Origin of the sequence: Arthrobacter sp. AQ5-05 (assembly GCF_003287975.1) — a bacterium.
Classification (GTDB): Bacteria; Actinomycetota; Actinomycetes; order Actinomycetales; family Micrococcaceae; genus Paeniglutamicibacter.
This window is the reverse complement of the sequence record NZ_QMKQ01000015.1, coordinates 47553-65599: the sequence shown is the minus strand read 5'-3', so window position 1 is coordinate 65599 and position 18047 is coordinate 47553. Positions and strand designations below refer to the sequence as shown.

The window sequence follows — 18047 nt, the reverse complement described above, 5'->3', positions numbered from 1 at the left end:
CGCAGCGCTGAACCTCCATGACCACCTCCACGGATCGGCAACACCCCCCCATGAGCATTGAATCCATCCTGATCGTCGGCGGCGGCCTGGCCGGGTTCACCGTCGCGCAGAACCTGCGGACGCGCGGCTTCACCGGCACCATCGACATCATCGACCCCGCCGGGATCCCGTACGACCGACCGCCGCTGAGCAAGGCCTACCTGCTGGGGGACAAGGACGCCGCCGGCATCGAACTGGCACCGGCCTCCTGGTTCTCCGAACACCGCATCGGACTTCTCCGTGCCACGGTGCACGCGCTGGCGACCGAACCGCTGGGCGTGGAACTTGAGGACGGCAGGAAACTGCACGCCGACACCCTGGTGCTGGCCACCGGCGGCTCCGCGCGCCCGCTGCCGGTGGCCGGCGGGGACCTGGACTCGGTGCTGGTGCTGCGCAGCCGCGCCGATGCAGACACGTTGCGCGGCAAGCTCGCCCCGGGCATCCGGCTGGCCATCGTCGGGGCCGGGCTCATCGGAGCCGAGGTCGCCTCCTCGGCGCTGGCCCTCGGGGCAACGGTCACCCTCATCGATCCCGTCGAGACCCCCCTGGTCCCGGCCGTCGGCCCGGAGCTGGCACACCGGCTGCACGCCATGCACTCCGATGCGGGCATCACCGTCGTCCACGGCACGCCCGCGGGCATCAAGCGGACCGGGGCGGGCCACCGGATCGAGCTGGCCGACGGCCGGGTCATCGAGTGCGACGAGGTGCTCGTGGGCATCGGCATCATCCCCAACACCGCCCTTGCCCGGGCCGCGGGCCTGGCAACCGACAACGGGGTGCTGGTCGATGAGCGCCAGCGCACCTCGAACCCGCGGATCTACGCCGTGGGGGACATGGCCCGCACCCGGTCCGCCGACGGGACGCTGCTGCGGCGCGGGGAGCACTGGGAACATGCCATGAACACCGGGGCCACCGCGGCCGCCGCGATCCTGGGCCAGGAACCGCCGGTGCACGGCGCCTCGTGGTTCTGGTCCGACCGCCACGGCACCCACGTCGAGGGCGTGGGGGACATGAACGCCGAAGGGACCACCATCCTGCGCCTGAAGGAGGGGGAACCGGTGGCCGCCTTCAACGTTGCCGCGGACGGGCGGATGCTCGGGGCCGCGGCGATCGACGGCGGACTGATGATCCGGGCAGCCCGGCGCATCATCGACCGCGGCATCGTCGTCCCGCCCGAAGCGCTCGCCGACCCCGAGGTCCCGCTGAAGAAACTGGCCCGCTGAACCTTGCGCCCGAGGGGCGCCAGCCCTTGCCCGCCCGGGCACGGAAGGGCAAGACTGGGGGCAGCGGCGGCCGGTTGCCCCGGTCCGCCCTCCCCTTCAGAGATAGGCGCAATCGCATGGACACCGAAACCGGCCCCGGCACCCCGGTGGTCGACCTGGGCGACGAGGAACTGCTGGAACCGGGCAGCGCCGTGCTGGTCCCCGCGGAAACCAGCGGGTACCCGGAGGACATAGCGCTCTTCCGCACCGATTCCGGGCGTTACTACGCGCTGGACGACGAGTGCCCGCACGAGGTCGCGTCCCTGTCCGAGGGCTGGCTCGAGGACGGCGAGATCGAATGCCCGCTGCATTCCTCGCGCTTCCGCCTGTGCGACGGGAAGGTGCTGTGCCTGCCGGCCCTCCGCGATGCCCGCACCCACAGGGTCGATCTCCTGGCCGGGCGGGTGCTGCTGCATCCGGGAACGGCCGCGGGCGGAAACTAGGGAAGCGGAGCGAATCCCCGCACGCGTTCCAGCGCCGCAGCGGTCCCGAGCTCGGCCCGGTCCGCCGGGTTGACCCAATAATGCTCCAGGGTGCGCATCAGCTGGTCCGGGTTGGCTGTGAGCTCGTGGACCAGGATCACCAGGTCCTTCGCGCCGACGGTGTCCCCGGCCCGCGGGTGCACCACGATCCAAGCCGGGCCACGCTTGCCCAGTGGCCGGTGGCGGGCCGGATCGGTTGGCTCGATGCCCTCGAGGTCGTTCCAGTAGATTTCCCGGGTGCCGCGCGAGGAGTGCAGCACGATGCGGCTGCGGGTGAGATAGACCCCGGGATCCTGGGATGCGGCGGCAATGCGCGCCATGCGGATCCCGCGGTTCAAGACATAGACGCCGATCCCGAGCAGGAAAATCGTCAGCAGGACGATCAAGACCATCGGGTCGTAGCTGTGGATGACCAACAGCCGTGCGCTCAGCGCCACCGTGGCCACCAGGATCACCACCGCCAGGCCCATCACCGCGGCTGCCCACTGCGGCGAGGTCCGGAACATCGGGAAGCACGTGGCTGCCCGCGGTCCCGTGCTGGTGCCGACCGCCCCGGTCCCGGCCTCCTGGTCCGCGGTGGGGCGGCGATATGCGGCGACGACGCCCATCAGCACGGCCAGGGCACTGGCCAGCAACCCGGTGGAAAGCACCGGCCGTCCGTTCAGCAGCGCGTACACCCCGGTGCCCGCCAGGAAGGCCAGCAACACATAGGACGGCAGCAAATGGTGGGCCAGATTCCAGCCGCTGTGGCGCGGGGCCCACAACATTGGCTCGGATCCGCTTTTGTTCATGCCAGTAGCCTAATCTGCCCCGGCCCGAAAGGATGTGCGGTACGCGCAATACAGGTTTCCGCAAAGGGGCGCCGGGAGCAAAACTCGCCTACGATAAACGCACTATGGAATCGATTCGCAAACGCGTCAAAGTGATCACCTGGCTGCTCATCGGGGCCCTGCTCGTGGGGACCGGAGCAGGCATGCTCTCGGGCATGATCTAGTTGGCGGGCACACCCCACGATCCCACGGCCCTTGCCGGCGGTGGAGAAGCCGGGCTCCCCGAGGCCCTGCGCACGCCGACCGAGGACGTCACCCGCAGCTGGGTGGCCTCGGTCGTGGCGATCAACATCGGCATCAACATCGTCTTCTTCGCCCCCATCAACGTGTTGCTCGGGCTGCAGGCCACGGCCATCGATGCCGGGTCCAAGGAAGCGATCCTGTCGCTGGTCACCGCCTGCGGCGCATCGGTGGCACTGGTGGCCAACCCGCTCTTCGGGGCATTGTCGGACCGCACGGTCTCGAAGATGGGCCGCCGCTCGCCGTGGATCCTCGCCGGGGCCATCCTGGGTGCGGCCGCGCTGCTGGTGCTCTCCGGGGCCACCACCGTCGGGCTGATGCTGCTGGGCTGGTGCGGCCTGCAGGCCGCCGCCAACGCAGCCTATTCCACCGTCACCGCCACCATCCCCGACCGCGTGCCCGAACGCCGGCGCGGCGGCATCGGGGGACTGGCGGCCATGGGCCAAACCGTCGGCATCCTGCTCGGGGCCGTGGTGGGCTTCGTGATTTCGGGGAACATCGCCGTTGGCTACTTCATTTGCGCCGCTGCCCTGGTGGTTGCGGTCGTCCCCTATGTGCTGCGCCCCAACGACCCGCAGCTTCCGCGTGAATTCCGCACCGACTTCAACCTGCTGGACTTCGTCAAGGGCTTTTGGATCAATCCGCTGACACATCGGGACTTCGGCTGGGCCTGGTTGACCCGGTTCATGATGAACACCGGCAACCAGATGACCATCGTCTACCTGCTCTTCTTCCTCACGGACGTGGTCGAGCACCCCGACCCCGCCGGCGGGGTGCTGGTGTTGACCGGCATCTACGCGGTCATGGTCATCATCAGCGCCGTGATCCTGGGGCCCATCAGCGACAGGAGCGGGAAGCGGAAGATCTTCGTGATCGTTTCCTCGATCGTCGTGGCCTGCTCCGCGCTGATCATTGCCGTGTCGCAGAACTTCACCGGCGCCATCATCGGTGCCGGGGTGCTGGGACTCGGTTTCGGCGCGTACCTGGCCGTGGACTTTGCGCTGTTGACCCAGGTGCTGCCCTCGGCCAAGTCCCGGGGCAAGGACATGGGTGTGATCAACGTGGCCAACTCGCTGCCCCAGGTCATCGCCCCGGCGCTCGCGTTCGTTTCGCTGAAGATGCTCGGCGGCTACACGGCCCTGTTCGTCGTGGCAGCCATCATCGGCATCTTCGGTGCCCTGCTGGTGCGCAACATCCGCTCGGTTCCGTAGGAAAAGAGCACTTACCGGGCGGTGTATGGTGGCTCACGAAAGTCAGGTCCCGCGGCCCGGCACCGATAGGCTGGGAACCATGGACTGGTTAAAAGACGCACCCTTCGGCTGGGCGTTTGCCTTTCTGTTCCTGCTTTCCATGGCCCGTGCGAACACCACCTACTGGCTGGGCCGCGGCATCGCCGCCGGGGTGAAGCACACCCGTTTCCAGCATGTGCTCACCGGGCCGATCTACCAGCGGGCCGAACGGTTCATCCAGCGCTGGGGCATCCTTGCCATCCCGCTGTCCTTCATGACCGTGGGCATCCAGACCGCGGTCAACGCCAGCGCGGGTGTCGCCCGGATGCCGGTGCTGCGCTACCTCCCGGCGGTCGTTGTCGGCTGCCTGATCTGGGCCACCATGTATTCCACCGTGGGCATGGCAGTGATCTACGCCTGGCTGGCCCTGGGCTGGCAGTGGATCGTGGCGGGGGCGCTGGTGCTGGCGATTACGACCCTGGCGTGGATCCGCTACCGCCGGCAAGACTCCTGACCAAGGGCTCCCGCAACTGAACTGGGCCCCGGGACCCCGGCAACGAGTGGGTGCACTGTCGTGTTCTTCCTGCGGCGCGTTGAGCGCTTTGGCAAATATTCGTCGGTACGATTCAGGGAACCATTGTTTTAGTGCGAGAGCTGGGTACCGGCATGGCCATCACTCAAAGGAATATTCGCCAGTCCAACCCCGTGGAGCTGGACGACATCGACCGCGGGCTGCTGCGCATGCTCACGGAGAATGCGCGCCGCACCAACAACTCGCTTGCCGAGGAACTGGGCATCGCCCCCTCGACCTGCCTGGCCCGGCTCAACGCGCTGCGCTCGGCGGGGGTCATCCGCCGCTTCACCCTGGAAATCGACCCCGAGGTCCTGGGGCACGCGCTCGAGGCGTTGATCTTCGTGAAGATCCGCCCCGGCGCCCGCCACCTGATGTCCTCCTTTGCCGAAGAAATGCGCGCCAAGCCCGGGGTCACCCAGCTCTTCTTCCTGGGCGGTGCGGACGACTTCCTGATCCACGTGGCGGTGCGCGATTCGAAGGACGTGCGCCAGTTCGTCCTGGACAACCTCTCGGCAAACCCTGCGGTGGCCACCACCCAGACCTCGCTGGTCTTCGAGCACAGCCAGGGCGCGGTGCCCTGGCTGTAGCCCCGTCCTACCAGGACACCTCGCGCGGGCGTCCCTCCTCGTAGCCGGCGGCGGACTGCACCCCGACGATGACGCGCTCGCGGAACTCGGCGATCGAGGCTGCCCCGGCGTAGCTGAAGGACGAGCGGACCCCGGAAACGATCGAATCGATCAGGTCCTCCACGCCCGGACGCTGCGTATCCAGGTACATGCGCGAATGCGAGATCCCCTCCTCGAAGAGCGCTGCCCGGGCACGCTCGAGTGCCGACTGGTGCCGGGTTCGTTGCTGCACCGCGCGCGCCGAAGCCATGCCGAAGCTTTCCTTGTAGAGCCGGCCCTCGCCGTCGGAGGCCAGATCCCCGGCCGATTCGTAGGTCCCGGCGAACCAGGAGCCGATCATCACCGACGCGGCGCCGGCGGCCAGGGCCAGGGCCACGTCGCGCGGGTACTTGACCCCGCCGTCGGCCCACACCTCGACCCCGGCCTCCCGCGCGGCGGTGGCGCATTCCAGGACCGCGGAGAATTGCGGGCGCCCCACCCCGGTCATCATCCGGGTGGTGCACATGGCCCCGGGTCCCACCCCGACCTTCAGGATGTCGGCGCCGGCCGCGGCCAGGTCGCGGGTTCCGGCGGCCGTGACCACGTTTCCAGCGGCAATCTGGATCCGGCGTCCGGTGCGCCGGGCAAAGTCGTCGCGGGCGGCGACCGCCAGCGGCAGGGCCTCGATCATCTTTTCCTGGTGCCCGTGGGCGGTGTCCAGCACGATCACATCCACGCCGGCCTCGAGCAGTTCGGCGGTCTTGAAACCGACGTCTCCGTTGATGCCCACGGCCGCACCGACCATGAGCCGGCCGTCCGGGTCGACCGCCGGGGTGTAGAGCCCGGAGCGCAGCACCCCCTTGCGCGTCAGCACGCCGGCGAGGTGCTCGCCATCGAGCACCGGGACCATGCCCAGGTGGCGGGTGGCCAGGGTGTCGAACACCGAGTCCAGGTCCGCATCCTTGGCCACCGTGACGATGTCCGGGGTCATGACCTTGTTGATCGGGGTGAAGCGGTCGACCTCGAAGCAGTCCTTTTCCGCCACGATGCCCACCGGTCGGTGCCCGTCGAGCACGACCGCCGCACCATGGGAGCGCTTGCCCAACAGGGCCAGCGCGGTGGAGACCGAGTCGTTGACATCCACGGTGATGGGCGTTTCAAAGACGGTGTGTGCTGCCTTGACCTTCGTGACCATGTCGGTGAGGGCGGCCAGGGAAATATCCTGGGGCAGGATCGTGACCCCGCCGCGGCGGGCGACGGTTTCGGCCATGCGCTTGCCGGCGACGGCCGTCATATTGGAGACCACCAGCGGAATGGAGGTGCCCACGCGATCCGGGGTGGCAAGGTCCACCCCGGAGCGGGACACCACCGCCGATCGCGAGGGAACCATGAAGGTGTCGCTGTAGGTCAGGTCGTGGGCAGGGAGCACATCGTTGAGAAATTTCACGCCTTCAGGCTACAGCCGCACGCACGTCCCGCGCGTGAGGTGCATCACCGTAGGCGGGGTGCGCGATCGGGATTCGGGCATATTCGGCGCACTGAATCGTGCCCCGCAATCGTGTATCCGAGGGTAGCGACCCTCCCGATTGGGACCCGTAAGCAGCACTAATTTCCGGGCACGGTTTGGGGTTACCGTGGTACCCGGAGCGGTTCGAAATCCGCGAGACCGCCGGTTCGAGGAGTGCATCATGACAGTCACCGTGCCCGTTACCGAATGTTCCGTGTCCAATTGCTCGTTCAACGACCACACCCATTGCGGGGCATCGGGCATCACCATCGGCGGAAATGCCGACCACGCACAATGCGCGACGTTCATCGACACCGGCGTGCACGGCGGCCTGCCCAAGATCCTGGCCTCGGTGGGTGCCTGCCAGCGCATGGAATGCACCCACAATGACCACCTGATGTGTGCGGCGGAATCGGTGCGCGTGGGGCCCGGCGCGGACAATGCGGACTGTCTCACGTACGAGCACGGCGCCTGAGTCGCGACTGTTTGGGCCCTTCCCTGCGCCGGCGAACCGCGGCGCGGGGAAGGGCCTTGTCGTGTCCGGGTTCGGGTGCAATCCGCGGGTTTCCTTCGGCGTCGGGGGAGGGGGTGCCCGGGATGAATTGTTGAACAACCTATTGCCATGATTGTTCAACAACCTGTAATGTACCTTTCATCGCTCCCCACTTGTGACAGCTGTCACCCGCACCCCCGACGGATGGAATCATGGCCACTCCAAGCACGAAACCGAAGCTCAGTACTTCTGCCAGGCGCACAGCAATGCTTGGCGCCATGTTCCTCATGGCCACCAGCGCCATCGGGCCCGGCTTCATCACCCAGACCACCGAATTCACGGTCCAGATCGGCGCCTCCTTCGCCTTCGCGATCGTCGTTTCCATCCTGGTGGACATCGCCGTCCAGCTGAACGTGTGGCGCATCATCGGCGTCTCGGGTCTCCGCGCCCAGGAACTTGGCAACAAGGTGCTCCCCGGCATCGGATGGGTCCTGGCCGCGCTGGTCTTCATCGGCGGCATGGTCTTCAACATCGGCAACATCGCCGGCACCGGCCTGGGCATGAATGCCATGATGGGGCTCGACCCCAAGATCGGCGGCATCCTTTCCGCCGTCGTGGCGATCCTGATCTTCCTCTCCAAGCGCGCCGGCATGGCCCTGGACAAGATCGTGGTGATGCTCGGCGCGATCATGATCCTGTTGATGCTGTACGTGGCCATCGTCGCCGCACCCCCGGTGGGCGAGGCGCTGAAGAACGCGGTCCTGCCGGAGAACATCAGCTTCCTGATCATCACCACGCTGATCGGCGGCACCGTCGGCGGCTACATCACCTACGCCGGCGCCCACCGCATGCTCGACTCGGGCGCGGCCGGTGTCGAGAACGTCAAGGACATCACCCGCACCTCCATCCTGAGCATCATCGTCACCGGCATCATGCGCGTGCTGCTGTTCCTGGCCATCCTCGGCGTTGTCGCCGGGGGAGTCGTGCTGACCAGCGACAACAAGGCCGCCGAGGCCTTCGGCCACGCTGCGGGAGATATCGGGATGCGCTCCTTCGGCGTGATCCTCTGGGCCGCCGCCCTGACATCCGTCATCGGTGCCGCCTACACCTCGGTTTCCTTCGTCACCAAGTCCACCACCCCCGAGCGCACCCGCAATCTGATCACCGTCGCGTTCATCGCGGTGTGTGCGGTCATCTACCTCTTCCTGGGCCAGGCCCCGCAGACGCTGCTGATCTTCGCCGGCGCCTTCAACGGACTGATCCTGCCGGTCGGCTTCGCGGTCCTGCTCTGGGCCGCCTGGCGCCGCCGCGACCTGCTGCAGGGCTACGTCTACCCCAAGTGGCTGCTGATTATCGGCGTCGCCACCTGGCTGCTGACCCTCTTCCTCGGCTGGAACTCCCTGGCGGGCCTCTCCAAGCTCTGGGTCTAGCCCCGAAGCCCGAACGCCCACCAACATCCCCGCAAGCTGAAACACCCTGTCGAAAGGACGCCAGCCACCATGACACCCGCCAATTCGCCAACACCCGGAGCCGGGGAACGCGCAGACCTGTCCCCGGCCCAGGCACGTGAACTGTTCCGCAACGGATTGGCCGTGCCGACCGCCGGTTTCTCCCTCGGCTACGCCCAGGCGAACCTGATCATCGTGCCCAGGGACCAGGCCTTCGACGTGTTGCTCTTCGCCCAGCGCAACCCCAAGTCCTGCCCGATCCTGGGCGTGCTGGACGCGGGGGAGACCAGCGGGGAACTGCTGGCCGGCGGGGACATCCGCACCGACGTGCCGAAGTACGTCGTCTACGAAAACGGCGTGAAGGTCGCAGAGCCAACCGACCTGTCCGGGTACTGGCGCGATGACCTGGTCACCTTCATCGTGGGCTGCTCGTTCACCTTCGAGACCGCATTGATGGAGGGCGGGATCAGGATCGCGCACATCGACCAGGGAGTGAACGTTCCGATGTTCAAGTCGAACATCCGCAGCGCCTCGGCCGGGTCGATGTCCGGGCCCATGGTGGTATCCATGCGCCCGATCCCCGCCTCCCAGGTGTCCGACGCGGTGCGCATCACCTCCCGCTACCCCGCGGTGCACGGGGCCCCGGTGCACATCGGCAACCCGGAGGAACTGGGCATCACGGACCTGTCCAAGCCGGACTTCGGGGATCCGGTCCAGATCCCGGCCGGGCACATCCCGGTGTTCTGGGCCTGCGGGGTCACCCCGCAGGCGGCCGTCATGGAGTCCAAGCCCGCGCTGGCCATCGGACATGCGCCCGGGCACATGCTCATCACCGACGCCCGCGACAGCAACTACCTGGTGCCGTAGCAAGCAAGCGGCGCAAATACACACCCCGAGCAAAGCCATGCCCGCCCTGTTCAACAGGGCGGGCATGGCCTTGCTCGGGGTTCTTGGCCTGAATCTAGCGTGATTCCAGCCAGGCGTTCACTTCGCCGAAAAGCAGTGCCTTGGCCGGGGCGTCGAGGAAGGACGCCTCGATCGAGTTCCTGGCCAGCACCGCCTGCTCCCCGCGGCTCAGGTCGAACTGCGCGATGACCGCGTCGAAGTTCGCGTCCAGGTAGCCGCCGAAGTAGGAGGGGTCATCCGAGTGGATGGATACCTTCAGGCCAAGGTCCAGCATCCGCCGCAGCGGATGCTCGGCCATGGTGTCCACTGCCCGCAACCGGACATTCGAGAGCGGGCACACGGTCAGCGGCATCTGCTCGGCCACCAGCCGCTGTACCAGGGCCGGGTCCTCGAGGCAGCGGATTCCGTGGTCGATGCGTTCGACCTGCAGCAGGTCGAGGGCCTGGACGATGTACTCGGCCGGGCCCTCCTCGCCGGCATGGGCCACAACGTGCAACCCGTTTTCCCGGGCGTAGGCGAAGACCTCCCGGAACAGCACCGGCGGGTAGCCGAGCTCCGAGGAATCCAGCCCGATGCCGTCGACGGCGTGCTTCTCCCGCACCAGGGTGCGCAGGATCTCCATCGCGGATTCGGCGGGGGCATGGCGCCAGAAGCAGGCGATGAGCTTGTGCGTGATGCCCCAGCGGGACAACCCCGTCTCGAGGCCCGCACGGATCCCGGAGATCACCTCGGCAAGCGTCAGGCCGCGTTCGAGGTGGGCCTGGGGGTCGAAGAACAACTCAACATGCCGCACGCCCGATTCGTGGGCCCGGCGCAGGTATGCGGTGGTGATCTGTTGGAAGTCCGCAGCGGTGCGCAGCACCGCCAAGTTCGCGTAGAACAGGTCGAGGAAGGACTGGAGGTTGCTGAAGTCGTACTGCGCGCGCAGCTCCTCCAGCGAAGGCCACGGCAAGTCAACGTTGTTCTGCCCGGCCAGGTGCAGGATGGTCTCGGGCTCCAGGGTCCCTTCCAGATGTATGTGCAGTTCGGCAACGGGCAATTTCACGGGAGAGCCACCAGCGACGCAGCGGCCAGCGCCAGGGTGCCGCGCACGATCTCCCCGATGGCATCCTCGGTGGCCGCCAGCACCACGCGGCAGTGCGCTCCGTCGGGCTTGGGGTGGCCCTTGTAGACTCCGCGCATGTCGCAGATGCTCTGCCCGCGGCCCGGCCCGTCGGTGGCGTCAACGACCACGCGCGCGTACGGCGCGGAGGTCGGCCGCACCTTCCCGATCGCGATGGCCGCGGCCAGCGGGTCGTGCATGACCGAGCAGCGCCTGCCGAAGACGCCCTGGTAGAAATCGAAGTAGTAGCCGAGCATCGCCGCGACCGCCTGCACTGCCGGTGACTCGCTGGCAGCCAGGGTCTGGAGGTCGTGTTCCTCCAGCACGTGGTTCATGGTCACATCCAGCGGCACCAGCACGATCTCCCAGCCGGCGGCAAAGACCTCCGCGGCGGCCTCGGGGTCGTTGTGGATGTTGGCCTCGGAGACGGCGGTGATGTTGCCCGGGGCCAGGGCCGCGCCACCCATGATGGTCAGTTCCTTCACCAACGAGGGAAGCCCGGGGTCCAAGCGCAGCGCCGAAGCGATGTTGGTCAGCGGGCCGATGGCGATGACGCGCAATTCCCCGGCGTGCGCCCGGGCCAGCCGCACCAGCATCTCGGGCGCGGACTCGGGGGCAAGTTCCAGGCCCGCGTCGGGAAGCTGGACCTCGCCGATGCCGTTGTTCCCGTGCACATGGGGTGCCCCTCCGCCGTACGGGCGGGCCTGCGCGTCGTGGTGGCCCAGCGCGACCGGGATTCCCGCGTGGCCGGCCAGCGCCAGCAGGTTCTGCGTGTTGAGCGCCCCCTGGGCCGCGCTGGTGTTCCCGGAGACCGAGCCGATGCCCACGAGGTTGGCCCCGGCCCCCAGAAGGTAGGCCAGCGCCAGGGCGTCATCGATCCCGGTGTCGCAATCCAGGAAGAACGGTCGCGTGTCGATGCTGCTGTCCATAGGTGTTGCCCCTGCTGTTGGTCGGTGGGTTGGCCACGCGCAAGGCTCCCTCGGCCGGGGCGCGTGGTGCGCAGTTGCCCGGGGGAGCCTTCGCGGAATCAGGTATCAAGACTACCGGGCGCCCGGGCTTCGGCCAGCCGCGGGTGGTGGCCGGCGGCGTCCGGGTGTCCTTCGGCTGCCCGTGGAAGAATTCGGGGTCCAGGGGCCCGGCCCTCCCGCGCAGCCGGCAGCGATCCCGAGCCGGCAGGCCGTGGTTTTCGCGGTGAACGAGGGGACCTGGAGCGGGCCGGACATCGCGAGGCCCACCGGGGCGGCGATGCACCGAGTCATCAACCCCGTTGCCGGGGCGCAACCGTGAAACACTGGCCAGCAAGCACGTATGCCACCGCCCGTTGAAGGATCGCGATCACAGCCATGTCCCGCCCAGCCAAGCCCTGGTTCCCCGCAGCCCTGAGCCTGATGATGGTCGGCTGGGGTGCCAACCAGTTCGTCTCCCTGCTGGTCTACTACCGGCAGGAGCACGGCTTCTCCGAGATCATGGTCACCTCGATGCTGGGTGTCTACGTGCTGGGGCTGGTGCCGGCACTGCTGCTTGGCGGCAGGTACTCGGACCGGACCGGGCGCAAGCACATCACCCTCTTTGCCGTGGCCCTGTCCATGACGGCCAACGTGGCGATGATGGGCTCGGTTCTCGGGGCCCTTCCGCTCTTTGCCGGGCGCCTCATGGCGGGCGTCGCCACGGGGCTGGTGATGGCCGCGGCCACCAGCTGGGTCAAGGAACTCTCCCAGGCGCCGTGGGACCTGCACTCGGTGGCAGGATCGGGAGCCCGGCGCGCGTCCCTGCTGACCAGCGCCGGGTTCTGGTTCGGCCCGGTGGTCGGTGGGTTGCTGGCCAACAACGCCCCCGCCCCGGCGTTCCTCCCGTACGCGGTGCACATTGCCCTATGCGTTCCGGTGCTTTTCGTGGTGGCCAGGCTGCCCGAGACGCGCATCGCCGGAGAACCCGTCGGCGGAACCGAGGAGGCGCAGGCCGCCAACCCGCGGGCCCGCAAGCGGTTCAGGCTGGTGGTCGCGCCGGCGGCGCCATGGGTCTTTGCCTCCGGCACCACCGGTTTCGCCGTCGTCCCCGCCATTGTTCCGGGGCTGGGGGAGGGACGGCTGGCCTACGCCACGGCGGCGGTGGCCATCACGCTGGGCTGCAGCGTGCTGATCCAGCCGCTGGCCCGCCGGCTGGACACCGTGGTTTCGGCCCGTTCGCTGCTCACCGGCGCCTTGGTCGTGCTGCTGGGTCTGGCGGCCTTGCTGGCCGCGATCCTGGTGCCGAGCCCCGCGCTGGGGCTGGTGGCCTCCGCGGTGCTGGGCTGCGGCAACGGGCTGCTGATGGTCGGCGGGCTGCTGGAGATCCAGCGGCTGGCCGCGGCCCACGAGCTGGGCAAGCTCACCGGGTTCTTCTACACGCTGGCCTACGTGGGATTCCTGGCCCCGACAGCCGTGGCCGTGGCCGCGCAATGGATCGACGGCGCCTGGATCATTCTCGCCATGATGGCCCTGGCCCTGGTGTCGCTGGCCTTTATCGGAACGAACTCGCGCAAGTTCCTGCCGCACGCCCTGGAACGGGTCGAACCCCTGCCGGTCGAGCACGGGCGCGAACAAAAGACCCGCTGATCCAGGCCATACCCGGTCGCCGGGCGGTCACTTGGCGACCCGGAACCCGACGCGGGGCATGGCCCAGGATGCGCGAGCCTGGGCACTGCCTTCGATCCCGGTGCCGGCGCTGCCCAACCGGTTGTTGCGGCCGGTGTCGCCGCAAGAATCCAATCGATCCGGCATGCCCGCAATGCCGTAGGCACCCGGCGTGGTTCCAGCGGGGACGCGAAGGCCAATGGCGAACGAACCGGCATCCGACATGGGCGCGAGCCTGGTGGGCAGGACTTGCTGCCGAGCGTCGACGAGTTCAACGCGCACCAGGGCATCCTCGCCGTGGCCCGGGTTGCACAAGGCATCGGGTGCCGATATCCCCAAGGTTTCGCCCGGGGCAACGACCGGGGAATCGCGGGTGCAGGCCGGCGGCATGCACGAAGTGGACGTGTTGATGGGCGCGGTGCACCCGGCGACCGCCGGCAACATGCCGGTTCCGATGACAGCGGGAGGCAACAAATGGGTGCAAAGCGCCGATCGCGGAGCCGAAACACCGGTCCCTCCCATGGACCCCCGGTGGCCACGTCCGGCGCGCGAACCGACAGCCCGGCCGCGCCGGAACGCCGCCTCATCGTTGTGCCCGGCCAGGCCACGTCCGGGATCCGTGCGGCTTCGCCACGCGCAGTTGCATCCACAGCGCCAGTTGCTCGTCGCCGGTCGAGAAGTCCAGCCCGAATAGCTCGGTGGCGCGCTTGATCCGGTAGCGCAGCGTGTTGGGGTGCACGTTCAGCGCGCGGGCGGCGGCGGCCACGTCTCCGGTCGCGGCAAAATAGGCGGACAGGCTCGCACGGTATTCGGTACCCGAGGCGGCGTCGTGTTCCAGCAGCTCCAGCACCCCCGGATGCACCAGTCGGGGCCGCGACTCCATGATGCGCGCGAGCTGGTCCAGCAGCAGGGCAGCATTCACGTCCCTGGAGCCGACCACACGTCCGACAGCACCGCGTGGACCGGGGATCTCCAACACCTGCACCACCTCCTCGAGTTCCTTGCGCAATTCAGGCAGGCCCGGGGTGCCCGGTTCCACGGAGCCCACGGCGACGTCCACCTGGAAACCCAAACGGGCCGCAAGCGCGGTGGATGCCCCGACGGCCAGGCGCATGGCCGCCTGCGCAGTGCCGATGGCCGGAACCAGGACATAGACCATGCGCCCGGATTCCACCGAGGAGACATTGGGGTGGAAGATCGAGCAGTACTGCTCGGCGGCAACGGCCAGCTGGCGGGTCAGCGGCAACGCGTGGCCGGGACGTTGGCCCGCGGGGTCCGGGGCGAAGGTGAAACCGAGAAGCACCGGGGCAACCCCGTCCATGAGCCCGAAACGTGCCGAGGTCCCCGGATCGGAACCGTGGCCCTCGAGCGCCGAGCGCAACCATTCGGTGCGCACCTGGCGTTCCAGGTCCACCGCGTTCTGCGAGCGCAGGATGTGGATGGCTGCCAGCCGGGCGACTTCCAGGACTGCCGCCTCGCCGTCCGGTCCCAGCGGCGCCTTGTCCTCGATCACCCAGATCGAACCGAGCATCTGCCGGCCCGCGCGCACCGGCGCCGCGCAGCGGGGCAATTCGCCGTCGAGCGGATCGTAGGGGAAATGGACCACCGAATCGGTGAGCATCACGGCCCGGTACTGGGCGGCGTTCTTCTCCATTTCCGGGACCTGCCGGGCCAGGATGCCGCTGCGGCGCAACGGATCGACGGCGTGCCGCTCGAGGTTCGAGTAGGCCAGGATGTTTTGGTCCAGGTCCTCGATGGCCACCGCGCCGTCGGTGGCCGTGGCCAGGGCGTTGGCCAATACGAACAGGTCCTCGCCGTGGGCGCCGGCGCCCCTGCCGCCTGCGGGACGGCCCCGGGTCACCGCCGTGATGAGGTTGTCCAGGTGCAGCCAGGGGACCTGGTCATCCACGACCAGGACGGGCAAGCCGGCGCCTGCCAGTTGCGCTGCATCGGGTTCCCGCCCATGGCCCTTGAGCACGACCGCGCCGAATCCGTTCTCGGCCGCCCGCCCGATGAGGTCGGCCAGGTCGGGGTTGGCCGGAGAGACTCCCACCAGCAGCAGGATGCCCCCGGGAGTTTCGGGCAGCGGATCCAGCTGGTCGTGGATGACCGGGACGGAGATCGAGGCGTCAAGGCCCTGGACGCCGGTGAGGGGTGTCAGCAGCGGGGCTCCCAGGCTTTCCAGGAGCCCGGCCAAGGTCAGTGGTGCTCCGGAGCTGTTCAACGGGATCCATTCCTTTCGTCCCGCATGCGTCTTTAGCGGATCGGACAAATATGCAAGCCGAAGCCTGGATTCAACTACGAACTTTTTCGATGACGCCAATCTTACAGTTGACGCAGATCACATTCGTTCCCGGGGCTTGCCGAGGCAAGGACCGGTCGAAAACACCAGAAAGCACGGCACACCACCATGACAGTGACCCAGCAGCTGCAGCACCCGGACATCAACTTGTTGATGGACATCCTCCCGGAAGAATCAACGGTCTCCGACACCGGGGAACTGTCCATTGGCGGGGTATCGGTCAGCGAACTGGCCCGCCAGTACGGAACCCCGGCCTACATCATGGACGAGACCGGGCTGCGCCGGCAGATCCGCCGCTTCGTCCAGGGCCTGGGCTCCCGGCGCCCGAACTCCGAGGTGCTTTTCGCCTCCAAGTCCCTGCCGTGCGTTGCCATGTACGCCATCGCCCAGGCCGAAGGCCTCAGCGTCGACGTGGCCGGCGGCGGGGAACTCATGATGGCGCTGACCGCCGGGGTCTGCCCCTCGAACATCTACCTGCACGGCAACGCCAAGTCCGATGCGGAAATCCAGATGGCGCTGGCTGCGGGAATCCGGGCGATCATCGTGGACAACTTCGACGACCTGGACCGCCTCGAGGCCATGGCCACCAAGGAACAGCGTGTCCTGCTTCGCATGATCCCGGGCATCACCCCGGCCACCCACGCCTCGCAGGTCACCGGCGGCAACGACTCGAAGTTCGGGCTTCCCCCCGCGGACATCACCCGCGCCATCGCACGCATCGCCAAGCACCCGCTGCTGCACTTCGAGGGCATCCACGTCCACATCGGCTCCCAGGTGCTGGAAACCGAGCCGTTCGCGCAGGCCGTGAAATCCGTTGCCGAGTTCGGCACCTTCGACACCTACGACGTGGGTGGGGGGTTGGGCGTGAAATACACCTACGACGAGATCGCCCCGAGCGTCGAGGCCTACCTGGACACCCTGGCCGAGGCCGCCGACCGGCTGCTCCCGGCCGAAGCGAAGCTCATCATCGAGCCGGGCCGCTCGCTCGTGGCCCGCGCCGGCATCACGCTGTACTCGGTCAACACGGTCAAGACCACTGGCAAGACCTTCGTCGCCATCGATGGCGGCATGGCGGACAACATCGACATCGCCCTGACCGGACAGCGCTACGAGGCCCTGATGGCCACCAAGATCGGGGCCGAACCCACCGTCATCGCCGACGTGGTGGGGCGGCAATGCGAATCGGGCGACCTCATGTCCGCGGGCGCGCTGCTGGCCGACCCGCAGGTCGGGGACCTGGTGGCCATGCCGGCCACCGGTGCCTACGCCTACACCCTGGCCAACAACTACAACGGGGCGTGCAAGCCGCCGGTGATCTTCTGCGCCGACGGGTCCTCCACGCTCGCTGTCGCCCGGGAAACCTACGAGGACCTGCTGCGCACCCAACAGCCTGCCCTGCTGCGCCGCTGGTAACCAGGCCGCACCCCCCTGCATTCCCGATTGCCTCCCACTCCCAAAGGAAACCGCACCGCCATGAACACCACATCGCACCAGAACCGTCCCGGGCTGATCACCCTTTCGGCCGCCACCCTGGCCATTGGACTGGCCCTGACCGGCTGCTCCGTCGATGAGCCGGTCACCGCGGGAACCCCGGCACCCCAGGTGGGCGTCGAGGTCGACGCCGCCGCCGCGGCTGCCCTGCCGGCAAGGTACAAGGACGCAGGGGCCATCAACGTGGCCGCCGACATCCCCAACCCGCCCATGGAAATGCTGGATGAGAACAACAACCCCACCGGCCTTGACTACGACCTCTCCCAGGCCATGGGCGGGAAGCTGGGGGTGAAGTTCAATTTCCAGCAGCAGGCCTTCGACTCCTCGATCCCGTCGCTGCAGGCGGGAAAGAACGACATCATCTTCGCCGGGATGAACGACACCGCCGAACGCCAGAAGGTGTTGAACTTCGTGGACTACTTCCATGCCGGGTTCAAGATCCTGGTCAACGCGGGGAACCCCGAGGGGATCGGATCCATCATCGATTTGTGCGGCAAGCCGGTTGCCGTCCAGAAGGCGACGGTGCAGGGCGAGTACCTGGCCGCTTTCGCCGCCAAGTGCCAGGAGGCCGGCAAGTCCCCGATCGAGCTGGTGCAACTGCCCAGCGAGCTTGATGCCCAAACCGCGGTGCGCTCGGGCAAGGCCGTTGCCGACGTCGTGGACGCCTCGGTGGCCACCTATGCCGCGGCCACAGCGGGAGACGGCAAGCTCTTCGAACTGGTCAAGGACCCCGGGTTCCCCAACGGCTACAATCCGGTCTACACCGGCATCGGCCTGCTGAAGGAAAACAAGGACCTCACCGAGGCGCTGCGCCTGGCGCTGCAGTCGCTCGTCGAGGATGGCACCTACACCCAGCTCATGGAGAAGTACGACCTGTCCGACTTCGCCGTGACCGAGGCCGGTGTGAACAATGGCGGGAAGTAGC

General features: G+C 67.9%; 17 protein-coding genes. 11 read left to right on the top strand and 6 right to left on the bottom strand.

Features of this window, described 5'->3' with window-relative positions; translation table 11 throughout:
* Window positions 1-50 precede the first annotated feature (50 nt).
* Both DQ353_RS13565 and DQ353_RS13560 read left to right on the top strand, forming a co-directional pair.
* On the top strand, window positions 51-1262 hold the full coding sequence (locus DQ353_RS13565) for an NAD(P)/FAD-dependent oxidoreductase (RefSeq protein ID WP_113763271.1): 1212 nt from the start codon (window positions 51-53) through the stop codon (window positions 1260-1262).
* A 116-nt stretch (window positions 1263-1378) separates the two neighbouring features.
* Complete coding sequence (locus DQ353_RS13560; RefSeq protein ID WP_113763270.1) at window positions 1379-1744, top strand: non-heme iron oxygenase ferredoxin subunit; 366 nt, start codon at window positions 1379-1381, stop codon at window positions 1742-1744.
* Here DQ353_RS13560 and DQ353_RS13555 read toward each other — a convergent pair.
* Window positions 1741-2574, bottom strand: a complete 834-nt coding sequence (locus DQ353_RS13555) for a hypothetical protein (RefSeq protein ID WP_146755251.1) — start codon at window positions 2572-2574, stop codon at window positions 1741-1743. The genes DQ353_RS13560 and DQ353_RS13555 overlap by 4 nt on opposite strands.
* 203 nt (window positions 2575-2777) lie before the next feature.
* Here DQ353_RS13555 and DQ353_RS13550 point away from each other — a divergent pair, with 203 nt between their 5' ends.
* The 3 genes from DQ353_RS13550 to DQ353_RS13540 all read left to right on the top strand — a co-directional run bounded on the left by DQ353_RS13550 (window position 2778) and on the right by DQ353_RS13540 (window position 5243).
* Window positions 2778-4064 carry an MFS transporter gene (locus tag DQ353_RS13550; protein WP_113763268.1) on the top strand — a complete coding sequence of 429 codons (1287 nt, stop codon included), beginning with the start codon at window positions 2778-2780 and terminating at the stop codon, window positions 4062-4064.
* Between the two features lie 79 nt (window positions 4065-4143).
* Window positions 4144-4596, top strand: coding sequence for a DedA family protein (locus DQ353_RS13545; protein WP_113763305.1), 453 nt, complete (start codon window positions 4144-4146; stop codon window positions 4594-4596).
* Window positions 4597-4748: 152 nt separating this feature from the next.
* Entirely contained in the window at window positions 4749-5243 is a 495-nt protein-coding gene (locus tag DQ353_RS13540) for an Lrp/AsnC family transcriptional regulator (protein WP_071214487.1), read from the top strand.
* 7 nt (window positions 5244-5250) lie between these two features.
* Here the strand turns inward: DQ353_RS13540 and DQ353_RS13535 are convergent, their stop codons facing one another.
* Entirely contained in the window at window positions 5251-6708 is a 1458-nt protein-coding gene (locus DQ353_RS13535; RefSeq protein WP_113763267.1) for a GuaB1 family IMP dehydrogenase-related protein, read from the bottom strand.
* A 241-nt stretch (window positions 6709-6949) separates the two neighbouring features.
* Here DQ353_RS13535 and DQ353_RS13530 point away from each other — a divergent pair, with 241 nt between their 5' ends.
* The 3 genes from DQ353_RS13530 (at window position 6950) to DQ353_RS13520 (ending at window position 9576) form a co-directional block, all read left to right on the top strand.
* Window positions 6950-7243, top strand: coding sequence for a DUF1540 domain-containing protein (locus DQ353_RS13530; protein ID WP_071214031.1), 294 nt, complete (start codon window positions 6950-6952; stop codon window positions 7241-7243).
* 230 nt (window positions 7244-7473) lie between these two features.
* A complete protein-coding gene (locus DQ353_RS13525; protein WP_286166813.1) occupies window positions 7474-8691 on the top strand; it encodes an NRAMP family divalent metal transporter in 1218 nt (405 codons plus the stop codon).
* A gap of 69 nt (window positions 8692-8760) precedes the next feature.
* Window positions 8761-9576: a putative hydro-lyase gene (locus DQ353_RS13520; protein WP_113763265.1), complete on the top strand. Its 816-nt coding sequence runs from the start codon at window positions 8761-8763 to the stop codon at window positions 9574-9576.
* 94 nt (window positions 9577-9670) lie between these two features.
* Here DQ353_RS13520 and DQ353_RS13515 read toward each other — a convergent pair whose 3' ends face one another.
* Together DQ353_RS13515 and DQ353_RS13510 are read right to left on the bottom strand one after the other, a co-directional pair.
* Window positions 9671-10660, bottom strand: coding sequence for an adenosine deaminase (locus tag DQ353_RS13515; protein ID WP_113763264.1), 990 nt, complete (start codon window positions 10658-10660; stop codon window positions 9671-9673).
* The gene (locus DQ353_RS13510; RefSeq protein WP_113763263.1) at window positions 10657-11646 is read right to left on the bottom strand and encodes a nucleoside hydrolase; all 990 of its coding nucleotides are present in this window, start codon (window positions 11644-11646) and stop codon (window positions 10657-10659) included. The genes DQ353_RS13515 and DQ353_RS13510 overlap by 4 nt, the downstream gene beginning before the upstream one ends.
* A 414-nt stretch (window positions 11647-12060) precedes the next feature.
* Between DQ353_RS13510 and DQ353_RS13505 the strand changes: the two genes are divergently transcribed.
* A complete protein-coding gene (locus DQ353_RS13505) occupies window positions 12061-13311 on the top strand; it encodes an MFS transporter (RefSeq protein WP_113763262.1) in 1251 nt (416 codons plus the stop codon).
* A 27-nt stretch (window positions 13312-13338) separates the two neighbouring features.
* Here DQ353_RS13505 and DQ353_RS13500 read toward each other — a convergent pair whose 3' ends face one another.
* Together DQ353_RS13500 and DQ353_RS13495 are read right to left on the bottom strand one after the other, a co-directional pair.
* Complete coding sequence (locus tag DQ353_RS13500; RefSeq protein WP_181578394.1) at window positions 13339-13719, bottom strand: hypothetical protein; 381 nt, start codon at window positions 13717-13719, stop codon at window positions 13339-13341.
* A 193-nt stretch (window positions 13720-13912) separates the two neighbouring features.
* Window positions 13913-15553 (bottom strand): PucR family transcriptional regulator, encoded by a 1641-nt coding sequence (locus DQ353_RS13495; RefSeq protein WP_113763260.1) that lies wholly within the window; start codon window positions 15551-15553, stop codon window positions 13913-13915.
* Window positions 15554-15739: 186 nt separating this feature from the next.
* On the opposite strand from DQ353_RS13495, the gene lysA reads away from it, so the two are divergent.
* Both lysA and DQ353_RS13485 read left to right on the top strand, forming a co-directional pair.
* Window positions 15740-17044, top strand: a complete 1305-nt coding sequence (gene lysA / locus DQ353_RS13490; protein ID WP_113763259.1) for a diaminopimelate decarboxylase — start codon at window positions 15740-15742, stop codon at window positions 17042-17044.
* 60 nt (window positions 17045-17104) lie between these two features.
* Window positions 17105-18046, top strand: coding sequence for an ABC transporter substrate-binding protein (locus tag DQ353_RS13485; protein ID WP_113763258.1), 942 nt, complete (start codon window positions 17105-17107; stop codon window positions 18044-18046).
* The last annotated feature ends 1 nt before the right edge of the window (window position 18047 follow it).

Coding starts and splice junctions, on each gene's coding strand:
- DQ353_RS13500 (WP_181578394.1), bottom strand. CDS start 13,719: ATGCCGCCGGCCTGCACCCGCGATTCCCCGGTCGTTGCCCCGGGCGAA.
- DQ353_RS13510 (WP_113763263.1), bottom strand. CDS start 11,646: ATGGACAGCAGCATCGACACGCGACCGTTCTTCCTGGATTGCGACACC.
- DQ353_RS13525 (WP_286166813.1), top strand. CDS start 7,474: ATGGCCACTCCAAGCACGAAACCGAAGCTCAGTACTTCTGCCAGGCGC.
- DQ353_RS13545 (WP_113763305.1), top strand. CDS start 4,144: ATGGACTGGTTAAAAGACGCACCCTTCGGCTGGGCGTTTGCCTTTCTG.
- DQ353_RS13530 (WP_071214031.1), top strand. CDS start 6,950: ATGACAGTCACCGTGCCCGTTACCGAATGTTCCGTGTCCAATTGCTCG.
- DQ353_RS13505 (WP_113763262.1), top strand. CDS start 12,061: ATGTCCCGCCCAGCCAAGCCCTGGTTCCCCGCAGCCCTGAGCCTGATG.
- lysA (WP_113763259.1), top strand. CDS start 15,740: ATGACAGTGACCCAGCAGCTGCAGCACCCGGACATCAACTTGTTGATG.
- DQ353_RS13555 (WP_146755251.1), bottom strand. CDS start 2,574: ATGAACAAAAGCGGATCCGAGCCAATGTTGTGGGCCCCGCGCCACAGC.
- DQ353_RS13560 (WP_113763270.1), top strand. CDS start 1,379: ATGGACACCGAAACCGGCCCCGGCACCCCGGTGGTCGACCTGGGCGAC.
- DQ353_RS13485 (WP_113763258.1), top strand. CDS start 17,105: ATGAACACCACATCGCACCAGAACCGTCCCGGGCTGATCACCCTTTCG.
- DQ353_RS13540 (WP_071214487.1), top strand. CDS start 4,749: ATGGCCATCACTCAAAGGAATATTCGCCAGTCCAACCCCGTGGAGCTG.
- DQ353_RS13565 (WP_113763271.1), top strand. CDS start 51: ATGAGCATTGAATCCATCCTGATCGTCGGCGGCGGCCTGGCCGGGTTC.
- DQ353_RS13520 (WP_113763265.1), top strand. CDS start 8,761: ATGACACCCGCCAATTCGCCAACACCCGGAGCCGGGGAACGCGCAGAC.